General features: G+C 61.7%; 20 protein-coding genes. 18 read left to right on the plus strand and 2 right to left on the minus strand.

The genetic code is table 11. The features are described 5' to 3' along the window. The first annotated feature begins 1 nt into the window (after position 1). The 15 genes from EFR00_RS03335 to lpxB all read left to right on the plus strand — a co-directional run bounded on the left by EFR00_RS03335 (position 2) and on the right by lpxB (position 15096). A complete protein-coding gene (locus EFR00_RS03335; protein WP_077993855.1) occupies positions 2 to 619 on the plus strand; it encodes a 5-bromo-4-chloroindolyl phosphate hydrolysis family protein in 618 nt (205 codons plus the stop codon). Then, positions 619 to 1725, plus strand: coding sequence for a type 2 periplasmic-binding domain-containing protein (locus tag EFR00_RS03340; protein ID WP_009996073.1), 1107 nt, complete (start codon positions 619 to 621; stop codon positions 1723 to 1725). The genes EFR00_RS03335 and EFR00_RS03340 overlap by 1 nt, the downstream gene beginning before the upstream one ends. Before the next feature lie 232 nt (positions 1726 to 1957). After that, on the plus strand, positions 1958 to 2725 hold the full coding sequence (gene rpsB, locus EFR00_RS03345) for a 30S ribosomal protein S2 (protein WP_008526906.1): 768 nt from the start codon (positions 1958 to 1960) through the stop codon (positions 2723 to 2725). Positions 2726 to 2964: 239 nt separating this feature from the next. Further along, a complete protein-coding gene (tsf, locus tag EFR00_RS03350; RefSeq protein ID WP_009994369.1) occupies positions 2965 to 3891 on the plus strand; it encodes a translation elongation factor Ts in 927 nt (308 codons plus the stop codon). A gap of 96 nt (positions 3892 to 3987) precedes the next feature. Then, entirely contained in the window at positions 3988 to 4710 is a 723-nt protein-coding gene (gene pyrH, locus EFR00_RS03355) for a UMP kinase (protein ID WP_038688672.1), read from the plus strand. A 74-nt stretch (positions 4711 to 4784) separates the two neighbouring features. Then, complete coding sequence (gene frr, locus EFR00_RS03360) at positions 4785 to 5345, plus strand: ribosome recycling factor (protein WP_004678618.1); 561 nt, start codon at positions 4785 to 4787, stop codon at positions 5343 to 5345. A 37-nt stretch (positions 5346 to 5382) separates the two neighbouring features. Then, positions 5383 to 6126 (plus strand): isoprenyl transferase, encoded by a 744-nt coding sequence (locus EFR00_RS03365; RefSeq protein ID WP_077993852.1) that lies wholly within the window; start codon positions 5383 to 5385, stop codon positions 6124 to 6126. Beyond that, a complete protein-coding gene (locus tag EFR00_RS03370) occupies positions 6126 to 6956 on the plus strand; it encodes a phosphatidate cytidylyltransferase (protein WP_077993842.1) in 831 nt (276 codons plus the stop codon). The genes EFR00_RS03365 and EFR00_RS03370 overlap by 1 nt, the downstream gene beginning before the upstream one ends. Positions 6957 to 6993: 37 nt before the next feature. Beyond that, positions 6994 to 8118: an RIP metalloprotease RseP gene (gene rseP, locus EFR00_RS03375; RefSeq protein WP_038688678.1), complete on the plus strand. Its 1125-nt coding sequence runs from the start codon at positions 6994 to 6996 to the stop codon at positions 8116 to 8118. Positions 8119 to 8313: 195 nt separating this feature from the next. Then, positions 8314 to 10653 (plus strand): outer membrane protein assembly factor BamA, encoded by a 2340-nt coding sequence (gene bamA / locus EFR00_RS03380; protein WP_038688680.1) that lies wholly within the window; start codon positions 8314 to 8316, stop codon positions 10651 to 10653. A gap of 50 nt (positions 10654 to 10703) precedes the next feature. Further along, the gene (gene lpxD, locus EFR00_RS03385; protein WP_038688682.1) at positions 10704 to 11771 is read left to right on the plus strand and encodes a UDP-3-O-(3-hydroxymyristoyl)glucosamine N-acyltransferase; all 1068 of its coding nucleotides are present in this window, start codon (positions 10704 to 10706) and stop codon (positions 11769 to 11771) included. Beyond that, on the plus strand, positions 11764 to 12231 hold the full coding sequence (fabZ, locus tag EFR00_RS03390) for a 3-hydroxyacyl-ACP dehydratase FabZ (protein WP_077993839.1): 468 nt from the start codon (positions 11764 to 11766) through the stop codon (positions 12229 to 12231). Before lpxD ends, fabZ begins: the two co-directional genes overlap by 8 nt. Then, complete coding sequence (lpxA, locus tag EFR00_RS03395; RefSeq protein ID WP_038688686.1) at positions 12228 to 13046, plus strand: acyl-ACP--UDP-N-acetylglucosamine O-acyltransferase; 819 nt, start codon at positions 12228 to 12230, stop codon at positions 13044 to 13046. The genes fabZ and lpxA overlap by 4 nt, the downstream gene beginning before the upstream one ends. A 2-nt stretch (positions 13047 to 13048) precedes the next feature. Then, a complete protein-coding gene (locus EFR00_RS03400; RefSeq protein WP_077993838.1) occupies positions 13049 to 13930 on the plus strand; it encodes an LpxI family protein in 882 nt (293 codons plus the stop codon). After that, entirely contained in the window at positions 13927 to 15096 is a 1170-nt protein-coding gene (gene lpxB / locus EFR00_RS03405) for a lipid-A-disaccharide synthase (protein WP_009986721.1), read from the plus strand. Before EFR00_RS03400 ends, lpxB begins: the two co-directional genes overlap by 4 nt. A gap of 35 nt (positions 15097 to 15131) precedes the next feature. Here the strand turns inward: lpxB and gltA are convergent, their stop codons facing one another. After that, positions 15132 to 16421 carry a citrate synthase gene (gltA, locus tag EFR00_RS03410; protein ID WP_038688692.1) on the minus strand — a complete coding sequence of 430 codons (1290 nt, stop codon included), beginning with the start codon at positions 16419 to 16421 and terminating at the stop codon, positions 15132 to 15134. A 290-nt stretch (positions 16422 to 16711) separates the two neighbouring features. On the opposite strand from gltA, the gene EFR00_RS03415 reads away from it, so the two are divergent. Beyond that, positions 16712 to 19144, plus strand: coding sequence for a ComEC/Rec2 family competence protein (locus tag EFR00_RS03415; protein ID WP_077993837.1), 2433 nt, complete (start codon positions 16712 to 16714; stop codon positions 19142 to 19144). Here the strand turns inward: EFR00_RS03415 and lexA are convergent. Next, positions 19125 to 19844 carry a transcriptional repressor LexA gene (lexA, locus tag EFR00_RS03420; protein WP_009995727.1) on the minus strand — a complete coding sequence of 240 codons (720 nt, stop codon included), beginning with the start codon at positions 19842 to 19844 and terminating at the stop codon, positions 19125 to 19127. The genes EFR00_RS03415 and lexA overlap by 20 nt on opposite strands. A gap of 196 nt (positions 19845 to 20040) precedes the next feature. On the opposite strand from lexA, the gene EFR00_RS03425 reads away from it, so the two are divergent. Then, positions 20041 to 20937, plus strand: a complete 897-nt coding sequence (locus tag EFR00_RS03425) for a VOC family protein (RefSeq protein ID WP_077993835.1) — start codon at positions 20041 to 20043, stop codon at positions 20935 to 20937. After that, the gene (gene kdsA, locus EFR00_RS03430; RefSeq protein ID WP_009994476.1) at positions 20934 to 21779 is read left to right on the plus strand and encodes a 3-deoxy-8-phosphooctulonate synthase; all 846 of its coding nucleotides are present in this window, start codon (positions 20934 to 20936) and stop codon (positions 21777 to 21779) included. The genes EFR00_RS03425 and kdsA overlap by 4 nt, the downstream gene beginning before the upstream one ends. The last annotated feature ends 19 nt before the right edge of the window (positions 21780 to 21798 follow it).

A 21798-nucleotide genomic window follows, 5' to 3' on the forward strand; every position in this document is an offset into this window, starting at 1 on the left:
CATGCGCAACTGGCTCGGCAATGACGGCAACTGGATCGTGGCGGGACTGGCGGCGGCCATCACCGTGCCGCTGTTGAGTTTTGCCGCCGGCATGCCCTTCTGGATTGCCGCCATCATCGCCCTTCTGGTCTTTGTCGGGCTCGTATCTCTGCTGGCGCCGCGTCGGCTGTTCGAAGGTCTCGATTTCAAGCGCATCGGCAGCGGGCGCGTCGCTTTTGCCCGCGACCTCTTGGAGGCGGCCGTTCCCTTTGCTGAAAGGCTGGAGACTGCCGCCGATGCGATCGGCGACAAGCCGGCTGCAGCCGCCGTCCGGCACCTTGCCGAAATCGCCGCCGATGTCTTTCGCAAGGTCGAGGCCAAGCCCGAAAGCGCCAACGCCGTTCGCCGGTTTCTCTCCTATTATCTGCCGCGCGCCGCCGAGGTGGCGGAGGGGTTTGCCGTGATCGAAGCCAAGCGCGTTCCCGACCCGAAGCAGTTGGGGGAGGTGCGCGGCGTTCTGGTGAAGCTCGAAGAGGCTTTCGTTCATTATGCCGATAGTCTCGTCGACGAGGAACTCGGCACGCTCGACACCGACCTGCGCCTCATCCAGGCATCGCTCAAAGAGGATATCGGACGCTGATGGCCCTTTCTCGTCGCGCCTTTGGAGTGGGATTGCTCGGAGCCGGTGTCGTCGGCACCGGCGGTTATTTCGCCGTTCGGGACCGGCCGGAATTGCAGGGCTTGCTGGGCAGCCGCACGACGCTGTTTGGCTTCGTCGGCGGTGAGAAGGAGGCCTTCCTCGCCGACCCCGAAGTTGTCAGGGCGCTCGGTTCATACGGATTGACGATGGACAGCCGCGTCGCCGGCTCCGTCGAGATGGTGCGCGAACAGGCGCTGCTGTCGCAGCATCCGCAATATTTATGGCCGTCCTCTTCGATCATGGTCGATATCGCCCGGCAGAGCGGCATCGGTATCCGCAACGACCGCGTCGTGCTGAATACGCCGATCGTCGTCTATTCCTGGCAGCCGGTGGTCGATGGGTTGATGAAGGCGGGTTTGGTGACGGTGATCAGCGAAGGTCATCATCAGCTCGATCTGAAGGCCCTGCTCGATGCGATCCTCGCTGGCGCCAACTGGTCGAAGCTCGGCGTCAATTCGCTCTATGGCCGCGCTCGCATCGTCTCGACCGATCCCAACCGCTCCAACTCCGGCTTCATGTTCGCGGGGCTGGTGCTGAGCCTTTTCAGTGGCAATGTCGCGACGGCAAGCGATCTTGCGACGTTCGGCGGCAAGGCGCAGGCGATCTTCCGCAATATGGGTTTCAAATCGCCGTCGTCAGGCAAGCTTTTCGACCAGTATCTGGCCGGCGGCCTTGGCGGCGAGCCGATGATCGTCGGCTATGAGAACCAGCTGGTCGAATGGATCCTCGCCGACCCCACGCGCTGGGATCGCATCAAGACGAGCGCGGGCGCGAAGCCGGTGGTGCTCTATCCCAGACCGACCGTCTATTCCGCGCATCCGCTGATCGTCGTCGACGAAAACGCCAACCGACTGATCGAGGCGCTGGTGAGCCCGCGGCTACAGGAACTTGCCTGGACGAGACACGGCTTCCGCGGTCCCTTGGGCACTGCGACCGGCAATGCCGACAGTGCGATCGGCAGCCTGTTGCCGGCCGAGGTCGACGCTATTCTGCCGATGCCGGACGCAGGCGTGATGCTGTCGCTGCTGTCGACGCTGGTGAGCTGAGCGGCGGCATTTGCAGGGCAGGGCAGCGTGGGGATGGGCGGCGGAATCCGTGTTTCTGTGCCGAATGGAATGTTTTCCTTGCTTTTATGCCGAACGGGATGTATGGGCACCGGCATTCCACACGTAAGGCATGGGATCGTCCGGGAGAAATCCGGGCTGTTCCGCCCGGTGGCATCCTCGAAGAGGATGCTGTTCGCCTTGCGGAGGTTCAACCGGAAAAGGATAAAAAGGCATGGCATTGCCCGATTTCTCTATGCGCCAGCTTCTTGAGGCAGGCGTCCACTTCGGCCACCAGACGCACCGCTGGAACCCGAAGATGAAGCCGTATATCTTCGGCGATCGCAATAACATTCACATCATCGACCTGGCACAGACCGTTCCGATGCTGTCGCGCGCCCTGCAGGTTGTCAGCGACACCGTTGCTCGCGGCGGCCGCGTTCTCTTCGTCGGCACCAAGCGCCAGGCGTCCGAGATCATCGCCGACAGCGCCAAGCGCTCGGCCCAGTACTACGTCAACTCGCGCTGGCTCGGCGGCATGATGACAAACTGGAAGACGATCTCCAACTCGATACAGCGCCTGCGCAAGCTCGATGAAATCCTCGGCGGCGAAGCCCAGGGCTTCACCAAGAAGGAACGTCTGAACCTCGAGCGCGAGCGTGAAAAGCTCGACAAGGCTCTCGGCGGTATCCGCGATATGGGCGGCACTCCCGACCTGATGTTCATCATCGACACCAACAAGGAAAAGATCGCGATCGACGAAGCTAAGCGCCTCGGCATCCCGGTTGTCGCCATCATCGACTCGAACTGCGATCCCGACCTGATCGACTATCCGATCCCGGGCAACGACGACGCATCGCGCGCAATCGCTCTTTACTGCGAACTGATCTCCCGCGCTGCCATCGACGGCATCGCGCGTCAGCAGAGCTCTTCCGGCCGTGATCTCGGCGCATCCTCCGAAGTTCCGGTCGAGCCGGCTCTCGAAGAAGCAGCCGAAGGCTGATGAAAGCGGGCGGATCGGAAACTCCGCCAAAGCTTGCATAGACTGGGAAGGCCGCTCGCGACTCATCGAAGTTCGGCGGCCTTACCTGTTTCAGGGCGGAGGCGTCAGCCGTTCGCCAGATAAGTTTTCGTTATGACGCGTCTTCATCACGCTGTCATACATACAGGTACATTTCGTGCCTCAATCCGGTGCCGCGCCGCGCTTTGCGGTCCACCGTTTGAACCGACAAGAGGAAGATAATGAGCGAGATTACGGCTGCAATGGTGAAGGAACTGCGCGAAAAGACCGGCGCAGGCATGATGGACTGCAAGAAGGCGCTTGCCGAAACCAATGGCGACATGGAAGCGGCAATCGACTGGCTGCGCGCCAAGGGCATTGCCAAGGCCGACAAGAAGTCCGGCCGTACCGCTGCCGAAGGCCTCATCGGCGTCTCGAGCGAGGGTACCAAGGCCGTCGTCGTCGAAGTCAACTCCGAAACCGACTTCGTCGCCCGCAACGACGCCTTCCAGGATCTCGTCCGCGGCATCGCCAAGGTCGCCGTCTCCACGAACGGCAGCGTCGAGGCCGTTGCGGCCGCGACCTACCCGGCATCCGGCAAGTCGGTTTCCGACACGATCAAGGATGCGATCGCAACGATCGGCGAGAACATGAACCTGCGCCGCTCGGTCGCTCTCTCCGTCGAGGACGGCGTTGTTGCCACCTATATCCACAATGCCGTTTCCGACGGCCTCGGCAAGCTCGGCGTCCTCGTCGCGCTGAAGTCGACCGGCGACAAGGAAGCCCTGAACGCAATCGGCCGCCAGGTCGCCATGCATATTGCCGCGACCGCGCCGCTGGCGATCCGCCCCGAAGAAGTCGATGCCGCCGTCGCCGAGCGCGAGCGCAACGTCTTCATCGAGCAGTCGCGCGCCTCCGGCAAGCCGGACAATATCATCGAGAAGATGGTGGAAGGCCGCATGCGCAAGTTCTTCGAAGAAGTCGCCCTTCTCTCGCAGGCTTTCGTCATCAATCCTGATCTGACCGTCGCAGCCGCCGTCAAGGAAGCTGAAAAGGCCGTCGGCGCTCCGATCGAAGTTGCCGGCATGGCCCGTCTTCTGCTCGGCGAAGGCGTCGAGAAGGAAGAAACCGATTTCGCAGCCGAAGTCGCGGCTGCCGTCAAGGGTTGATCTTCCAGCCATAATTCTGAAAACAAGAAGGGCATCGCGTGACAACGCGGTGCCCTTCGTGTATCGGGCATTCACGGCAATTTACGAGGAGCCAAGATGTCTTTAGAGCCTGTCTATAAACGCGTTCTGCTCAAGGCTTCCGGCGAAGCGCTCATGGGTGCTCAGGGTTTCGGGATCGATGTCGCGGTGGCGGACCGCATTGCATCCGATATCGCCGAGGCAAGGCATATGGGCGTGGAAGTCGGCGTCGTCGTCGGTGGCGGCAATATCTTCCGCGGTGTCGCGGTGGCATCCAAGGGCGGCGACCGGGTGACCGGCGACCATATGGGCATGCTCGGCACCATCATCAACGCGCTGGCGCTGGCGACCTCGCTGCGCAAGCTCAACATCGACACGGTGGTACTTTCGGCCATCTCCATGCCGGAGATCTGCGAGAGCTTTTCGCAGCGCGCGACCCTCTATCATCTGTCGATGGGACGCGTGGTGATCTTTGCCGGCGGCACCGGCAACCCCTTCTTCACCACCGATTCCGCCGCCGCGCTGCGCGCTGCCGAAATGGGTGCGCAAGCGATTTTCAAAGGCACGCAGGTCGACGGCATCTATACCGCCGATCCGAAGAAATATCCCGACGCGACGCGGCTTGATCGTCTGACGCACCAGGAAGTGCTGGACAGGGGGCTTGCGGTGATGGACGTTGCCGCCGTGGCGCTCGCCAGGGAGAATTCCATTCCGATCATCGTCTTCTCGATTCACGAGAAGGGCGGTTTTGCCCAAATCTTGACGGGCGGTGGCCTCAAGACCATCGTCTCCGACAATTGACAATAGTTAGAGCATGATGGTGTCCGAAACCGCTGACGCTTTTTCGGCATCGTGCTTGAGACGGGAGCATCGACATGAGTGAAGGTATCGATATCAAGGAACTGAAGCGTCGCATGGATGGCGCAGTTTCCGCATTCAAGAGCGACATCGCATCGCTGCGCACCGGCCGTGCCTCGGCCAACATTCTCGATCCGGTGACGATTGAGGCCTATGGTTCGCGCGTGCCGTTGAACCAGGTGGCCAACATCACCGTGCCCGAGCCGCGCATGCTGACTGTTTCCGTCTGGGACAAGTCGATGGTCAGCGCCGTCGAGCGCGGGATCCGCGAATCCAACCTCGGCCTCAACCCGATCGTCGACGGCCAGAGCCTGCGCATCCCGCTGCCGGAGTTGAACGAGGAGCGTCGCAAATCGCTCGTCAAGGTCGCTCACGACTATGCCGAAAAGAGCAAGGTCGCGATTCGCCATGTCCGCCGCGACGGCATGGACGGTCTCAAGAAGGCCGAAAAGGATGGCGTGATCGGCCAGGACGAGAGCCGTGCACAGTCGGAACGCGTACAGAAGATGACGGACGAGACGATTTCCGAAATCGACCGCTTGCTTGGCGAGAAGGAAAAGGAAATCATGCAGGTCTAGTGGATCTGTGCCTTTGCCTGGAAAGACCGGACGGGAAATGTCGGAAACTGTATTTTTGACTGTGCCAGAGCATGTTGCCATCATCATGGATGGCAATGGCCGCTGGGCCAAGCAACGTGGCCTGCCGCGCACGATGGGCCATCGCAAGGGCGTCGAGGCTGTGCGCGAGACAGTGCGCGCGGCCGGCGCGGCCGGCATAAAATATCTGACCCTCTTTGCCTTCTCCTCGGAGAACTGGCGCCGGCCCGAGGCTGAAGTCTCCGATCTGCTTGGTCTGCTCAAGGCTTTCATCCGCCGTGACCTGGCCGAGCTTCATCGCCAGAATGTGCGCATCAGGGTGATCGGCGATCGCCACAGCCTGCGCAGCGATATCCTCGGTCTGCTGCTCGAGGCGGAGGAGACGACCAAGGATAATACGGCGCTGACGCTGGTCATCGCGTTCAATTACGGCTCGCGTGATGAAATCTCCCGCGCTGTGGTGAGCCTGGCCAAGGACGTCGAGTCCGGCCGCCTGAGGGCGCAGGATATCACGCCTGCGCTGATCGACGCCCGTCTCGACACGGCGGGCATCCCCGATCCGGATCTCATCATCCGGACCAGCGGCGAGGAGCGGCTTTCCAATTTCCTGCTGTGGCAGGCCGCCTATTCGGAATTCATCTTCGTTCCGGAATATTGGCCGGATTTCAGCCCGGAAATCTTTCGCTCGGCGCTCGAAAAATTCGCCTCCCGCGACAGGCGTTTCGGCGGCCTGTCGTCGCAGGCAGCCGCGGTTGGCACCTGATGCAGCAGGAACTGAAACTGCGCATCGCTTCCGGGCTGATTCTCGCAGTCATCGTTCTTGCCGCCACCTGGTATGGCGGCCTTGCCTTCCGCATTCTGGCGGCCGTGATCGGCCTGCTGATCTATTATGAATGGTCGAAAATATCAGGCGTCGCACGTGACTGGGTTTCCAATGCCGTCGGCTGGATCGGCGAGGCGGCGATCGCTTTGCTGGTGCTTGTCGGCAATTTCGAATTTGCCGCCGGCATGCTGGCCGGCGTGACCGCCGTCGGCATCGCGCTGATCATCCTTCACGGCACCAGCCGCTGGTTCCCGGCGGGCCTGTTTTATGCCGGCGCCACCGGCGTGGCGCTCGCCGGTATCAGAGGCGACGACCGGCCCGGCCTTTATGCCATGCTCTTTGTCTTCGCCGTCGTCTGGACAACCGATATCCTCGCCTATTTCGTCGGCAGGGCTCTGCGCGGGCCGAAGCTTGCGCCCTCGATCTCGCCCGGAAAGACCTGGTCCGGCGCCATCGGCGGCGCCGTCTCGGCGGTCGCAGCCGGCGTCGTTCTTGTCCATTTTCTTGTTCCGGGCGCGGAAGTCGTTGCCGCCGGCGTGGCGCTCATTCTGTCGGTTTGCAGCCAGTCGGGCGATCTGTTCGAATCTTTCATCAAGCGAAAATTCGGGGTCAAGGATTCAAGCCGTCTCATCCCGGGCCACGGCGGCGTCATGGATCGAGTCGACGGACTGATTTTCGCCTGTTTTTCGGCGTTCTTGCTTGCTGGGCTTTTTTCCTTGATAAAGGGGGCTGAAATGACGTCTCTCGGCTCGGCATTGTTCGGCCTCTGATGAGGCTGCAGGCTGACGGAAGGAACTCAAGGAAGTGATGAGCGGCCTATATACATTTTTGATGGGGAATGTCGTCACCTTCATCCTGGTGCTGTCGCTGCTCGTCTTCGTGCATGAGATGGGCCATTACCTCGTCGGGCGCTGGAGCGGCATCCGCATCCTGGCCTTTTCTGTCGGCTTCGGTCCGGAGATATTCGGCTTCACCGATCGCCATGGGACACGCTGGAAGATTTCGGCAATCCCGCTTGGCGGTTACGTCCGTTTCTTCGGCGATGAGGATGTTTCGAGCAAGCCCGACAACGATGGGATCGCCGCCATGTCCGAGGAGGACAGGGCGCGCTCCTTTGCCGGCGCCAAGCTGTGGAAACGCGCCGCGACCGTCGCCGCCGGCCCGATCGCCAACTTCCTGCTGGCAATCGCCATTTTCGCCGTTCTTTTCTCGGTTTATGGCCGCATGATCGCCGATCCCGTCGTTGCCGAAGTTGCGCCGGACGGAGCGGCTGCTGCCGCCGGCATCCTTCCCGGCGATCTGCTGGTTGCCATCGACGGCAACAAGGTCGAGACCTTCGACGACGTGCGCCGCTACGTCGCCATTCGTCCAAGCCAGAAGATTATTGTGACGGTCGAGCGCGGCGGCCAGAAGCTCGATGTGCCGATGGTGCCGCAGCGGACCGACCGGACAGACCAATTCGGCAACAAGATCGAACTCGGCCAGATCGGCATCATCACCAACAAGGAAGCGGGCAATTTCCGCCTGCGGACCTACACGCCGCTTGAGGCGGTGCGTGAGGGTGTGATCGAAAGCGCTGGCATCGTTACCGGCACCTTCAAATATATCGCCAATATCTTCGCCGGGTCGATGCGGGCCGATCAACTGGGCGGGCCGATCCGCGTGGCGCAGGCGTCCGGCCAGATGGCAAGCCTTGGTATCGGCGCAGTGCTGCAACTTGCTGCCGCACTTTCAGTTTCGATAGGATTGCTTAACCTGATGCCCGTTCCGGTACTTGATGGCGGCCACCTGATGTTCTATGCGGTGGAGGCGGTGAGGGGCAGACCCCTGGGTTCCAAGGCTCAGGAAATTGCGTTTCGCATCGGCTTGGCAATGATACTGACATTGATGGTTTTTACGACCTGGAACGACATAAGCGTGAGCTCAGGGTAAACGCGCAAGGCAAGGGAATTACTATTTATTTACGATGTTTCAAGGCTGTAGTGGCGAATGGGTCACGCTTCGAAATGAAGTAAACAGAAATTAACGCCCTCCCTTGCTTGTATGTCAAAAGCGGGTAAAACGACACACGTGACCGGAATCGGGTTCTCCCGGGGACGGGGACGAGGGAAAAAGGTAATAGGTGAAATGAAGGCTGGTTCAAAGTTTTTGAACGCAGTATCGGCGGTTGCGCTGTCTGCTAGTGTTGTTGCTTCGGGCGCAGGCGCTTTGACGTTCGTTTCCGCTACGGCCGCCGAGGCCGCGGTTATCCAGCGCATTGATGTGCGCGGCGCCAGCCGCGTCGGCGCGGAAGCTGTCCGGTCGAACCTGACCATCACGCCCGGCAAGAGTTTTTCGAACACAGACATCGATGACTCGGTCAAGCAGCTCTATGGCACCGGTTACTTCTCCGACGTCAAGATTTCGGTCTCCGGCGGTACGCTCGTCGTCAATGTCCAGGAGGCCCAGCTCGTCAATCAGGTCGTCTTCAACGGCAACCGCAAGATCAAGGACGACAAGCTCGCGACGATCGTCCAGACCCATGCCGCCGGCCCCTACAGCGACACCCAGATCCAGGCCGATATCCAGGCGATCAAGGAAGCCTATGCCGCCACCGGCCGCAGCGAAGTCGAAGTGACGACGCAGGTCGTGCCGCTCGGCGAGGGCCGCGTCAACCTTGCCTTCGTCATCAACGAGGGTGACCGCACCAAGATCGATGCGATCAATTTCGTCGGTAACAATGCCTACAGCGCCGGCCGCCTGGCTGCCGTCATCAACACCAAGCGTTCGAACTTCCTTTCGTTCCTGACCCGCAAGGACGTCTACAACGAAGACAAGCTCCACGCGGACGAAGAAGCGCTTCGCCAGTTCTATTACAACCGCGGCTATGCCGATATGCGCATTGTCTCTTCCGATGCGAGCTTCGACGAGGCAACCAACAAGTACACGCTCACCTTCAACATCGAGGAAGGTCAGCGTTATGACTTCGGACCGGTGACCGTGCAGTCGACCGTCGAAGGCGTCGGCTCGGATCAGCTGCTGCCGCTGGTGCGCACGAAGGAAGGCCATGTCTACAGCGCCAAGGAGGTGCAGAAGTCAATCGAAGCGATCTCCGATCAGGTGGCCTCTGCCGGTTATCCCTTCGCGCGCGTCACGCCACGCGGTAACCGCGACCTCAACAACAACACGATCGGGGTCGAATATCTGGTCGACCAGGGCGAGCGCGCCTATGTCGAGCGCATCGAAATCCGCGGCAACAGCCGCACGCGCGATTACGTCATCCGCCGCGAATTCGACATGAGCGAAGGCGACGCCTTCAATCAGCAGATGATCACCAAGGCCAAGCGCCGCCTCGAAGCGCTCGGCTATTTCTCCTCCGTCAATATCTCCACCCAGCCGGGCAGCTCGCCGGATCGCGTCGTGGTGGTCGTCGACGTGCAGGATCAGTCCACCGGTTCGTTCGGCGTCGGTGCGGGTTATGCCGCCGGCGGTGACGGTCTGCTGCTCGAAGCTTCGATCGAAGAGAAGAACTTCCTCGGCCGCGGCCAGTACATCCGCATCTCGGCCGGCGGCGGTCAGGAAGGTTCGCGCGCCTACGGCGTCAGCTTCACCGAGCCCTATTTCCTCGGCTATCGTCTGGCGGCGGGCTTCGACGTCAACCACAGCGAGACGTCGAGCAACGACAACTACGATTACGAGGAAACCAGCGTCGTCCTGCGCGTCACCGCGCCGATCACCGAAGATCTGGCGACGACCTTCCGTTATAACTACAAGCAGATGAAGTATGACGCTGATAACGGCGATCTTTCCGACCTGTCGGCTCCATATCAGCACCTCGTCGAGGACAGCCCGTGGACGCGGTCTTCCATCTCGCAGACGCTGACCTACAACACGCTCGACGACACCGTCCTGCCGCGCGAGGGCATCTACGCGACGGCGACGCAGGAAATCGCCGGTCTCGGCGGTGACTCGCAGTTCTACAAGATCTACGGCAAGGCGCGTTATTACCACCTGCTCGCTGACGATGCCGATATCATCGGCTCGGTTTCGGCCTCGGCTGGTTATGTCGTCGGCTTCGGCGAGCACCTGAACGTCTTCGACCAGTTCACGCTGACCAACGGCGACATTCGCGGTTTCGAAAACAAGGGCATCGGCCCTCGCGTTGCCGGCACCAACGACGATCCGCTGGGTGGTACGACGTATTTCACGGCGTCGGCCGAAGCAACCTTCCCGATGCCGGGCTTCCCGCGTGACTTCAATCTGCGCGGCGCGGTCTTCGCCGATGCGGGCACGCTGTTCGGCAACGACGTCGACCTCAGGGGCGACGGCATCGAGGGTGAAGACGCCTCGCTGCGCGCTTCCGTCGGTGTCGGCGTCGTCTGGCAGTCTCCTTTCGGTTCATTGCGTCTGGATTACGCAATCCCAGTGCTCAAGGAAGACTTTGACAAGACGCAGAACTTCAAGTTTGGCATCAACAACCAATTCTGATATCGGCAGTCCGGAACTGTAAGACTCAATTCCGTTCTGGAGCATTGCCGATGGAGCAAAACGTTTTTTTTCTGCCCCATGAAGGTCTGAAGCTCGCTGAGCTGGCAGAGTTTCTTGGGGCGGAACTCGCCAATTCCGATCATGCCGATGTCATTGTCCGATCCGTCGCTCCCATCAACCGGGCGCGGGCGGGCGATGTTTGTTACATCCTGTCGCGCCGCAGCCGGGATGAGCTGCTGACCTGCGAGGCTTCGGCGGTGATCTGCGACAAGGCGCTCGCCGACCTCGTACCTCAGCATATCCCGATCATCCTGTCGTCCAATCCGCATGCGGCTTTTGCGATGGCAGGCGGCCTGTTCTATCCGGCAGCACTGCGTCCGGTCGCCATTTCGCCGGGTGAAAGCGAGATCGCGCCGAGCGCGGTGATCGATCCGAGCGCCAGGCTGGAAAAGGGCGTGATCGTCGAGCCGCTGGCGGTTATCGGCGCCCATGCCGAAATCGGCGAAGGCACCCGCATCGGCGCGCACAGTATCATCGGTCCGGGCGTCAAGATCGGCCGGGATTGTTCGATTGCAGCCGGCGCCAGCATTCTCTGTGCGCTGATCGGCAACGGCGTCATCATCCACAACGGCGTTCGCATCGGCCAGGACGGTTTCGGGTATGCGCCCGGTCCGCGCGGCATGATCAAGATCGTCCAGATCGGCCGGGTGATCATCCAGGATAATGTCGAGATCGGCGCCAATACCACGATCGACCGCGGCGCCATGGACGATACGGTAATCGGCGAGGGGACCAAGATCGATAACCAGGTCCAGATCGGCCACAACGTCCAGATGGGCCGCCATTGCGCCATTGTCGCGCAGGTCGGCATCGCCGGCAGCACCAAGATCGGCAACGGCGTGCAGATCGGCGGCCAGGCCGGCATCAAGGGCCATGTGACGATCGGCGACGGCGTGCAGATCGCCGCCAAAAGCGGTATCATGACCGATCTTGCCGCCGGCGGGCAATATGGCGGCGTGCCGGCTCGTCCGCTGAAAGACTATCTGAGAGAGGCGGCGCAACAAGTGGCGAAGTCCAAGTTGCGCGGGCGGAACCCTGGAGGCAAGGAAAATGACTGAGGAAGCCACGACGACGCTTTCTTCGGCTGACATCATCGAGATCATGAAGCTGTTGCCGCATCGCTATCCGTTTCTGATGGTCGACAAGATCATTGAGATCGATGGCGACAACTCAGCGGTCGGCATCAAGAACGTCACGGTGAACGAGCCGCATTTCACCGGCCATTTTCCGGAGTCGCCGATCATGCCGGGCGTGCTGCTGATCGAGGGCATGGCGCAGACGGCGGGGGCGATCTGTGCCAAGAAGGAAGGCCAGCCCGGCAACCTTGTCTACTTCATGACCATTGAGAATGCGCGCTTCCGCAAGCCGGTTGTGCCCGGCGATCGCGTCGAATTCCACGTTAAGAAGCACAAGCAGCGTGGTAATATCTGGAAATTTCATTGCGACGCCAAAGTGGACGGCGCGCTGGTCGCCGAGGCCGATATCGGCGCGATGATCGTTCGTAAGGATCAGGCATGAGTACGATTGCCGAAAGCGCCCGCATTCACCCGATGGCCGTCGTCGAAGACGGGGCCACCATTGGTGAGGGCGTGAAGATCGGTCCCTTCTGCCATGTCGGGCCGCACGTCGTCCTGCATGAAAATGTCGAGCTCCTGGCGCATGCGATCGTCACCGGCCGGACCGTGATCGGCAAGGGCACGCGCATCTTCCCGATGGCGGTCGTCGGCGGCGATCCGCAGAGCGTGCATCACGCCGGCGAAGAGACGACGCTTTCGGTCGGCGCCAACTGCACGATCCGTGAAGGCGTGACGATGAATACCGGTACCGCAGATTTCGGCGGCCAGACGATCGTCGGCGACAACAATCTGTTCCTGGCCAATTCGCATGTGGCACATGATTGCCGCGTCGGCAACCACGTGATCATGTCGAACAACGTCATGCTCGCCGGCCACGTCGTCATTGAGGATCGTGTCATTCTCGGCGGCGGGTCGGCCGTTCATCAGTTCACCCGCGTCGGCCGCCAGGCTTTCGTCGGCGGGCTGTCGGCAGTGAGTTACGACGTCATTCCCTACGGCATGCTGAACGGCAATCCCGGGCTGCTGGGCGGCCTCAATGTCGTCGGCATGACGCGCGCCGGCATCGACCGCGCTGTCATCCACAGGGTCCGCCGCGCCTACAAGGCGATCTTTGAGGGAACGGCCTCCGTGCGTGAGAACGCCGCGGCCATCCGCGAGGAATATGCCGATTGCGCAGAGGTGATGCAGATCCTGGATTTCATCGCCGCCGATAGCGACCGCGCCCTGTCCTCGCCGACCCGAGGTCAGAAGGGCTAGCCGTGGCTTTATCAAGCGACACCGCGGCGGGCCGGCTAGCGATCATCGCCGGCGGCGGCCTTCTGCCTTCCTATGTCGCGGAAGCCGCACGCGCCGCTGGCGAAAATCCTGTTATCGTCGCCCTGAAGGACGAAAGCGACCGGCGTTGGGAAGGCTACGACCACGCCATTATCGGCATCGGCGATTTCGCCGCTCTCGATAGTCTTCTCAACCGTTATGGCATCGGCCGCGTGGTGATGTCGGGCAGCGTGCGCCGCCGGCCGGAATGGCGTGAGGTGCGCCCGACGCTGCGTATTCTGATGAGGGTGCCGGCTGCGATCCGCACCCTGCTCTCCGGCGGCGACGATACGGTCCTGCAGATGGTGATCCGGCTGATCGAGGGAAATGGCCGGCGCGTCGTCGGCGCCCATGAGATCGCCCCCGACCTGCTGGCTTCCGTCGGTCCGCTTGGCGCCGTCACACCCGGTGACGAAGATCGGCGCGATATCAGCCGTGCTGCCGAAGCCGCCGAGACGCTCGGCCGGCTGGATGTCGGGCAGGGCGCCGTCAGCATCGGCGGGCGGGTTGTCGCACTGGAGGGTCTTGAGGGCACCGACGAGATGCTTGACCGTGTCGCCGGGCTCAGAGCCGCCGGGCGCATTTCGACGCGCCGCCGCGGCGTGCTCGTCAAGCTCTGCAAGCCGCAGCAGGATATTCGTGCCGACCTGCCGGCGATCGGCGTTTCCACGGTGCTGAACGCCGGTAAAGCCGGCCTTGCCGGTATCGCCGTCGAAGCCGGCCGCTCGCTGGTGCTCGATCGTGCTGCCGTCATCCGCGCCGCCGACGAGACAGAGCTTTTCGTCTGCGGCATTGATCGCGGCCTGCCGGAATGGGGGCTGGAATGAACGGCGCGCCGCTGAAGATTGCCGTCATTGCCGGTGAGGTGTCAGGCGATCTCCTCGGCGCCGACCTCATCGCTGCGCTGAAGCGCATCCATGACGGACCGGTGGAACTTGTCGGCGTCGGCGGGGAGGGGCTGCAGGCGGAGGGCCTGCGATCCCTGTTCGATTTTTCCGAACTGTCGATCATGGGCATCACCCAGGTGCTGAGCCGGCTGCCGAAGCTGTTTGGCCTTATCCGCCGGACAACGGCCGAGATCATCGCCGCGAAGCCTGACATTCTGCTCATCATCGACAGCCCGGATTTCACTCATCGCGTGGCAAAACGTGTCCGCACGGCGCTGCCGGATTTGCCTGTCGTCAATTATGTCTGTCCGAGCGTCTGGGCCTGGAAGGAATATCGCGCCAACCGCATGCTTGCCTATGTCGATCACGTGCTCGCCGTTCTGCCTTTCGAACCGGCGACGATGCAGCGCCTCAACGGCCCGGCAACGACCTATGTGGGGCATCGCCTGACCGCTGACCCTGCGCTCCTGGAGACCCGACGCCTGCGCGCCGGAAGACGGCCCGGCAGCGGCACAATCCTGCTTCTGCCCGGCTCACGCTCCTCGGAAATCCAGAAGCTCCTGCCGCATTTCGAGGCGGCGGTGAGCGAACTTGTCTCCCGCAATGGGCCGATGCGTTTTATCCTGCCGACGATGAGACACAAGGAAGGGCTTGTGCGCGAATTGACTGCGAAATGGGCGGTAACGCCGGAGATCGTTATCGGCGCAGAAGCAAAGTGGAAGGCTTTCGTCGAGGCCGATGCGGCCATGGCCGCATCCGGAACCGTTATTCTCGAGCTGGCGCTTGCCGACGTTCCCGTCGTCTCAGCCTACAAGGTCGACTGGATCATGCGGTTGCTGACATCGGGCATCAAGACCTGGACAGGAGCGCTGCCGAACCTGATCGCCGATTACGCGGTCGTGCCGGAATATCTGAACGATATCGTTCGCGGGGCAAGTCTCGCACGCTGGATGGAAAGGCTGTCGGCCGACACTCTCCAGCTCAAGGCGATGAAGGAAGGCTATGAGCTGATCTGGCAGCGCATGCAGACCGAAAAGCCGCCCGGCGAACATGCTGCCGAAATCCTGCTCGAGGTGCTGAAAAAGAAAAAACCCGGTCGTTTCTGACCGGGTTTTCGTTTGAGCCGATTGGTCTCAAGCGATCAGCGCTTCGAAACCGGGATGTAGTCGCGCTTCGGTTCGCCGACATAGAGCTGGCGCGGACGGCCGATGCGCTGTTCCGGATCCTCGATCATCTCGTTCCACTGCGCGATCCAGCCGACGGTGCGGGCAAGCGCGAAGAGCACGGTGAACATGGTCGTGGGGAAGCCCAGCGCCTTCAACGTGATGCCGGAATAGAAGTCGATGTTCGGATAGAGCTTCTTCTCGATGAAATATTCGTCGGTGAGCGCGATGCGCTCCAGCTCCATCGCCACTTCCAGCAACGGATCATCCTTGATGCCGAGTTCGCCGAGCACTTCATGCGTCGTCTTCTGCATGATCTTGGCGCGCGGATCGTAGTTCTTGTAGACGCGGTGGCCGAAGCCCATCAGGCGGAACGGATCGTTCTTGTCCTTGGCGCGGGCAATATACTCAGGAATGTGGTCGACCGTGCCGATCTCCGTCAGCATGTTGAGCGCTGCTTCATTGGCGCCGCCATGCGCCGGGCCCCAGAGGCAGGCGATGCCGGCGGCGATGCAGGCGAACGGGTTGGCGCCCGACGAACCGGCGAGGCGGACCGTCGAGGTCGAAGCATTCTGCTCGTGGTCGGCATGCAGGATGAAGATGCGGTCCATGGCGCGCGAAAGCACCGGATTGACCACATATTCCTCACACGGAACGGCAAAGCACATGCGCAGGAAGTTCGACGCATAGTCGAGGTCGTTCTTCGGGTAAACGAAGGGCTGGCCGATATGGTACTTGTAGGCCATGGCGGCAAGCGTCGGCATCTTGGCGATCATGCGCAAGCTGGCGACCATGCGCTGGTGCGGATCGGTGATGTCGGTCGAGTCATGATAGAAGGCCGACAGCGCGCCGACGCAGCCGCACATGACGGCCATCGGATGCGCATCGCGGCGGAAGCCGGTAAAGAAGCGGCTCATCTGCTCATGCACCATGGTGTGATGCGTGACGCGATAGTCGAAGTCCTTCTTCTGCGCTGCCGTCGGCAGTTCGCCGTAGAGAAGCAGATAGCAGACCTCGAGGAAGTCGCCATGTTCGGCGAGCTGCTCGATCGGATAGCCGCGGTGCAGCAGAACGCCTTCGTCGCCATCGATATAGGTGATTTTGGATTCACAGGATGCGGTCGAGGTGAAACCCGGATCGTACGTGAAGGAGGCGGTGTTCTTGTAGAGAGCACCGATATCGATGACGCTCGGGCCGATCGTGCCGCTTTTGACGGCGAGGTCGACTGATTTGTCACCGATTTTTATTGTTGCGCTTTGATCCGTCATGCTGATCCTCCGAAATGTCGGTGGCGCCACAAAAGCGCCATAGGGGTTAAGCGTCCTTTGCGATAGCTATATGATCGCGAGGCTAATGCCAAGTTACCGTGACGCCATTTTGTGCATTGCGGCATCACCTTTTAGGCACTGCAGCGATGAGCAGCACGCATAGCGGAAGCCGATGATTCAACTGATCTTTTCGCGCTCGCAATTTTCGCCCGTATTTCAATCGATTATTCTTGCCGGATGAGCTCGGAGGTTGCATTCTGGGCCCAGGGTAAGGTCATTTTGGGCGGCGCATGCAGGAGTTGACGACAGTCGAATTGCGGCCGCAAGCAGGCGTCGGCCTTGCCGATCCCGTCGCGTTTCCGGCTCCTGCCGTGGGATCGCGGCCGGCAAAAACGCAGTCTGCGGTGCCATTGCGCCACCGGCTGACGACCGCGGTCGCACAATTGCTGCGCGCTGCCGGCCGTTTGCTCAGCGAGGAGGCCGACCACGGCCGCCTGCTCCTGTTCTCGCCGGTCTTCCTCGGCGCCGGCGCGGCATACTGGTTTCTTGCTGCAACGGATTTTCCGCTCCTTCCATCGTTGCTCTGCCTGTCGGTGCTGATGCTTGCGGTGCTCGTCGCCGGCCGCAGCCGGCCGGCCTTGCGGGCAACCTTTATGGCGCTTGCCCTCGTGGCATGCGGCATGCTCTGTGCGCAGCTCGAAAGCTGGCGGGCGTCGACTGTCATCCTCGATTCATCCGTGACAACGACGGTGACGGGCCGCGTCGAGCGGCGCGAAGGCGACGATCGCGGGCGGTGGCGCTATGTTCTTGCGGTCACCGGCACCGAGGCGCCACAGGTGAAGCGGCCGCCGAGGCGCATAACCGTGATCGCCCGCGGCGCCGATGCGTCCTTCGAGATCGGTGACGTCATCACCGGCCGAGCACGGTTGACGCCGCCGGCGGGACCGGCGCTTCCCACCCTCAACGACTTTTCCTTCGGTGCCTATTTCGATGGCATCGGGGCCAACGGCTTCTTCTACGGCGCGCCCGAGAAAGTCGATTCGCAGGCAGGCCCGCAGCCTGCGAGATCGACGTCCGAAGCTCTGCTCGAATGGCTTTACCAGTTGCGCAGCGGCATCGGCGATCGCATACGCTCGATTCTGCCCGGCGACACGGGCGCTTTTGCCGCTGCTCTGGTGACCGACGAGCGGCGCGCCATCTCGAAGGAAACGACGGAGGCGCTGCGCCAGTCCGGCCTTGCGCATATCGTGGCGATCTCGGGCCTCAACATGGCGTTGTCGGCCGGCATCTTCTTCGTCGGTTTCCGGATGCTGCTCAGCCTCGTTCCTGGTGTCGCCCAAGCCTATCCGACAAAGAAGATCGCCGCCGCCGGCGCGCTCATCGCCGTCACGGCCTACTTCCTGATCTCAGGATTCGGGGTTTCGGCCGAGCGCGCCTTCATCATGATGGCGATCATGCTGATTGCCGTCTTCTTCGATCGGCCGTCGATCAGCCTGCGCAATGTCGTTCTCTCGGCGCTCGTCATCATCGCCATTTCACCCTCCGAAGTCCTGGGTCCGAGCTTCCAGATGTCCTTTGCCGCGACTTTGGCACTGGTATCGGGCTACCAGCTGTGGAAGGAGCGGCGCGTCCGGGAAAACCCGTTGCTGAAGCTGCCGGTGCTGCGGCTGGTCGTGGCGGTCGCCGGTTTCTTCGGCGGCGTCTTCCTGACCTCGCTGATCGGCGGCTTTTCCACGGCGTTGTTTGCGGTCGAGCATTTTCATCGCCTGACAGCTTATGGCCTGCCGGCGAACCTTGCGACGATGCCGATCATCTCCTTCATCGTCATGCCGGCCGGGCTGCTGGCGATGTTGCTCATGCCATTCGGCCTGGACGCTCCGCTCTGGACGGTGGTCGGCTTCGGCCTCGATCTGGTGATTGCGGTCGCCAAGACGGTGTCCGCCTGGGGCGGCGATATCGACCTCGGCCGTTTGCCCGCCTGGTATTTCGCGGTGGCCGTGGCAGGCTTTCTGCTGCTGACGCTGCTCCGCACCCGATTGCGCCATGCCGGCACATCGATCCTCGCCGTCTCGACGCTTATCGTGCTGATCCTGCCGGGTTCCCGACCGCCGGATCTGGTGATTTCCGAGGATGGTGGTCTGGTCGCGCTCGTCGCGACGGCGGCAATGGCTTCCAACCGTGAAAACCCGCCGGACTTCATCTTCGACCAGTGGCAGAGAGCGCTGGTCCTGCCGACGCACCACCCGCCGAAGATGCTGGATGGCCCTGCCATCCCGCCGCAGGGTGAGGACCGCCGCCTCAGGCTTTCCCGCGATCAGCAGAATGAGGCGAGGACGGCAATGATGGCCGCCGCAGCCGGCGGTGAGGCAAATCGTTTTTCCTGCGTCAAGAAAGCCTGGTGTATCGCCAGGCTCGGCAATGGCCATGTCGTCGCCGTCATCGACAATGCCGCCTATCTCGGCCCGGCCTGCGACGCCAGCGAGATTGTCGTGACCGCGGTGCGCCTGCGTTTCGACCGCTGCCACTCGGGTGCGACACTCTTCACCGGCGAGACGCTGCGCAGGACCGGTTCCGTCGAATTGCGTTTTGCGCAGACAGGCCCCGAGGTCGCAACCGCATTCGATACCTTGTCGCGTCCATGGATGCGCCATCGCGCCTATGATTGGCGCAAAGACGCTTTTACCGAATCAGCCCCGTTGGCTGTCAGTGATAGCGGCGAATGAGGCCGACCAGCTTGCCCTGCACCTTGACCCGGTCAGGCCCGAAGATGCGGGTCTCGTAAGCCGGGTTGGCGGCTTCGAGGGCGATCGAGGCGCCCTTGCGGCGAAAGCGTTTCAGCGTCGCTTCCTCGTCGTCGACGAGCGCAACGACGATATCGCCGGGGCTTGCGGTGCTGCCGTTGCGGATGATCACGGTGTCGCCGTCGAAGATCCCGGCGTCGATCATCGAATCGCCCTTGACCTCCAGCGCGTAATGTTCGCCCGAGCCGAGCATATCCGCAGGAACGACGATGTCGTGCGTATTGTTCTGGATCGCCGAGATCGGCACGCCGGCGGCGATCCGGCCCATGACCGGCACGGAGACAGAGCTGCCGTTGTCGGCGATCGGCTTTGCGGCAGCGGGGGCGGCGACCGGCTGGGGCTTGCCGAGGCTGCCTTCGATAACGCTCGGTGAAAAACCGCGGCGCGGCTGAAGACTGGGGCTATAGGCCTCCGGCAGCTTGATCACTTCCAAGGCCCGGGCCCGGTTCGGTAGGCGGCGAATGAAACCACGTTCCTCCAGCGCCGTGATCAGGCGATGAATGCCGGATTTCGAGGCGAGATCCAGGGCATCCTTCATCTCGTCGAAAGAGGGAGGAACGCCGGATTCCTTCATGCGCTCATGAATGAAAAGGAGAAGCTCCTGTTGTTTGCGCGTGAGCATCGACGTCAGACCCCTGATTGAAACAAATCCAGAACGGACCCTATATGTTCCATATGTGTTCCGCAAGTAGCTAAATTTCCGTAAAACTTCGCGCCAACTCGTCCAGATTTTTATTTTCCTTCGCCGGATTGGCGCACATGTCTTGCATTGGGAATGGGGCTGTCGCACATCTCTTTGACGTGTCAGGAGGGATCCTATGATCGCACATTCCGCCAAGCCGCACCCGCTGGATCATGTCGTGCTGCCCGTCGTCAATATCGATCTGGCGCGCGAAAGGCTCGGGAAGCTCGGCTTTACCGTCGCCGCCGATGCGCGCCATCCGTTCGGAACGGAAAATGCCTGCGTCTTTTTCGCCGACAAGACCTATATCGAGCCGCTCGGCGTGGCGAGCGTCGAGGAGAGCGAGGCGGCGGCCCGTCAGGGGAATGTCTTCATCGCCCGCAATCGTGCCTTTCGCTTCCGCTGCGGCGAGGAGGGGCTTTCGGCGCTGGCCTTCCTCACCGAGGATGCCGGCCTCGATCATCGGCGATTCGTCGGCAACGGCGCGAGTGCCGGCGAGATGCTGCAGTTCAGCCGGCCGATGCGAATGCCGGACGGTTCGGAAAGCGTCGGCAGCTTCAAACTGGCCTTTTCAAGCGATCTGCGCGCGCCCGACTTCTTTCTCTTCACCTGTCAGCGCATCAATTCGTTCCCGGCCGACCGCGCGGCGCTGGAGGCGCATGCCAACGGCGTGACGGGCCTTGCCGAGATCGCGCTTTGTGCGCCGGAGCCGGCTGCGTTTGCCGCCTTCGTTGGTCTTGCCGTCGGGCAAACGGCGGTGGAAAAAACCGGTTTCGGCATGAATATCGCGGCATCGAATGCCAAGATCAGCCTGATGACGCCGGAAGGGCTGGAGGCCTATTTCGAGCTTGTCGTCTCCTCCGCCGATCGTGGTCTGCGCGGCCGGGCAATCCTCTTCACCGTTACCGATCTTGCCGTGACAGAAGCGCATTTGGCTGCTAACGGAGTGACATACACACGCAAGAACAATCGCATTCTGGTGAAGCCCACGCCCGGGCAGGGCGCGCTTTTTGCCTTCGAGGAACCACGATGAGCACTGATACAAATTCCGAGGTCAAGATCGGCGAAGGCGAAGGCCAGGTCACCTTTTCCAATACCGGCCGCCTGTCGCTGATTGCCGGCCCCTGCCAGATGGAGAGCCGTGATCACGCTTTCATGGTCGCCGGCACGCTGAAAGAGCTCTGCGCAAAGCTCGGCATCGGCCTCGTCTATAAGAGTTCCTTCGATAAGGCGAACCGCACCTCACTCTCGGCCGAGCGCGGCATCGGGCTTGAAAAGGGCATGCAGGTCTTCGCCGACCTGAAGCGGGAATTCGGCTTTCCCGTCCTGACCGACGTCCACACCGCCGAGCAATGCGCCGAGGTGGCGGAGGTGATCGACGTTCTGCAGATCCCCGCCTTCCTATGCCGCCAGACGGATCTTCTGATCGCTGCCGCCAAGACGGGCCGCGTCGTCAACGTCAAGAAGGGCCAGTTCCTCGCCCCCTGGGACATGAAGAATGTCCTGAAGAAGCTCAATGCCAGCGGCAATCCGAACGTGCTGCTGTGCGAGCGCGGCGCCTCCTTCGGCTACAACACGCTGGTTTCCGACATGCGCTCGCTGCCGATCATGGCGGCGATGGGCGCGCCCGTCATTTTCGATGCGACCCATTCCGTCGCCCAGCCCGGCGGGCAGGGCGAGTCCTCCGGCGGCCAGCGCGAATTCGTCGAAACGCTGGCGCGCGCAGCCGTGGCGACGGGTATTGCCGGTGTCTTTCTCGAAACCCACCAGGACCCTGACAACGCTCCGTCCGACGGCCCGAACATGGTCTATCTCAAGGACATGCCGCGGCTGCTTGAGAAATTGCTTGCGTTCGATGCGGTTGCCAAGGCTTGACGTTCAACAGGTTGACATG

The sequence above is a fragment of the Rhizobium sophoriradicis genome (genome assembly GCF_003939025.1).
Taxonomy (GTDB): Bacteria; Pseudomonadota; Alphaproteobacteria; order Rhizobiales; family Rhizobiaceae; genus Rhizobium; species Rhizobium sophoriradicis.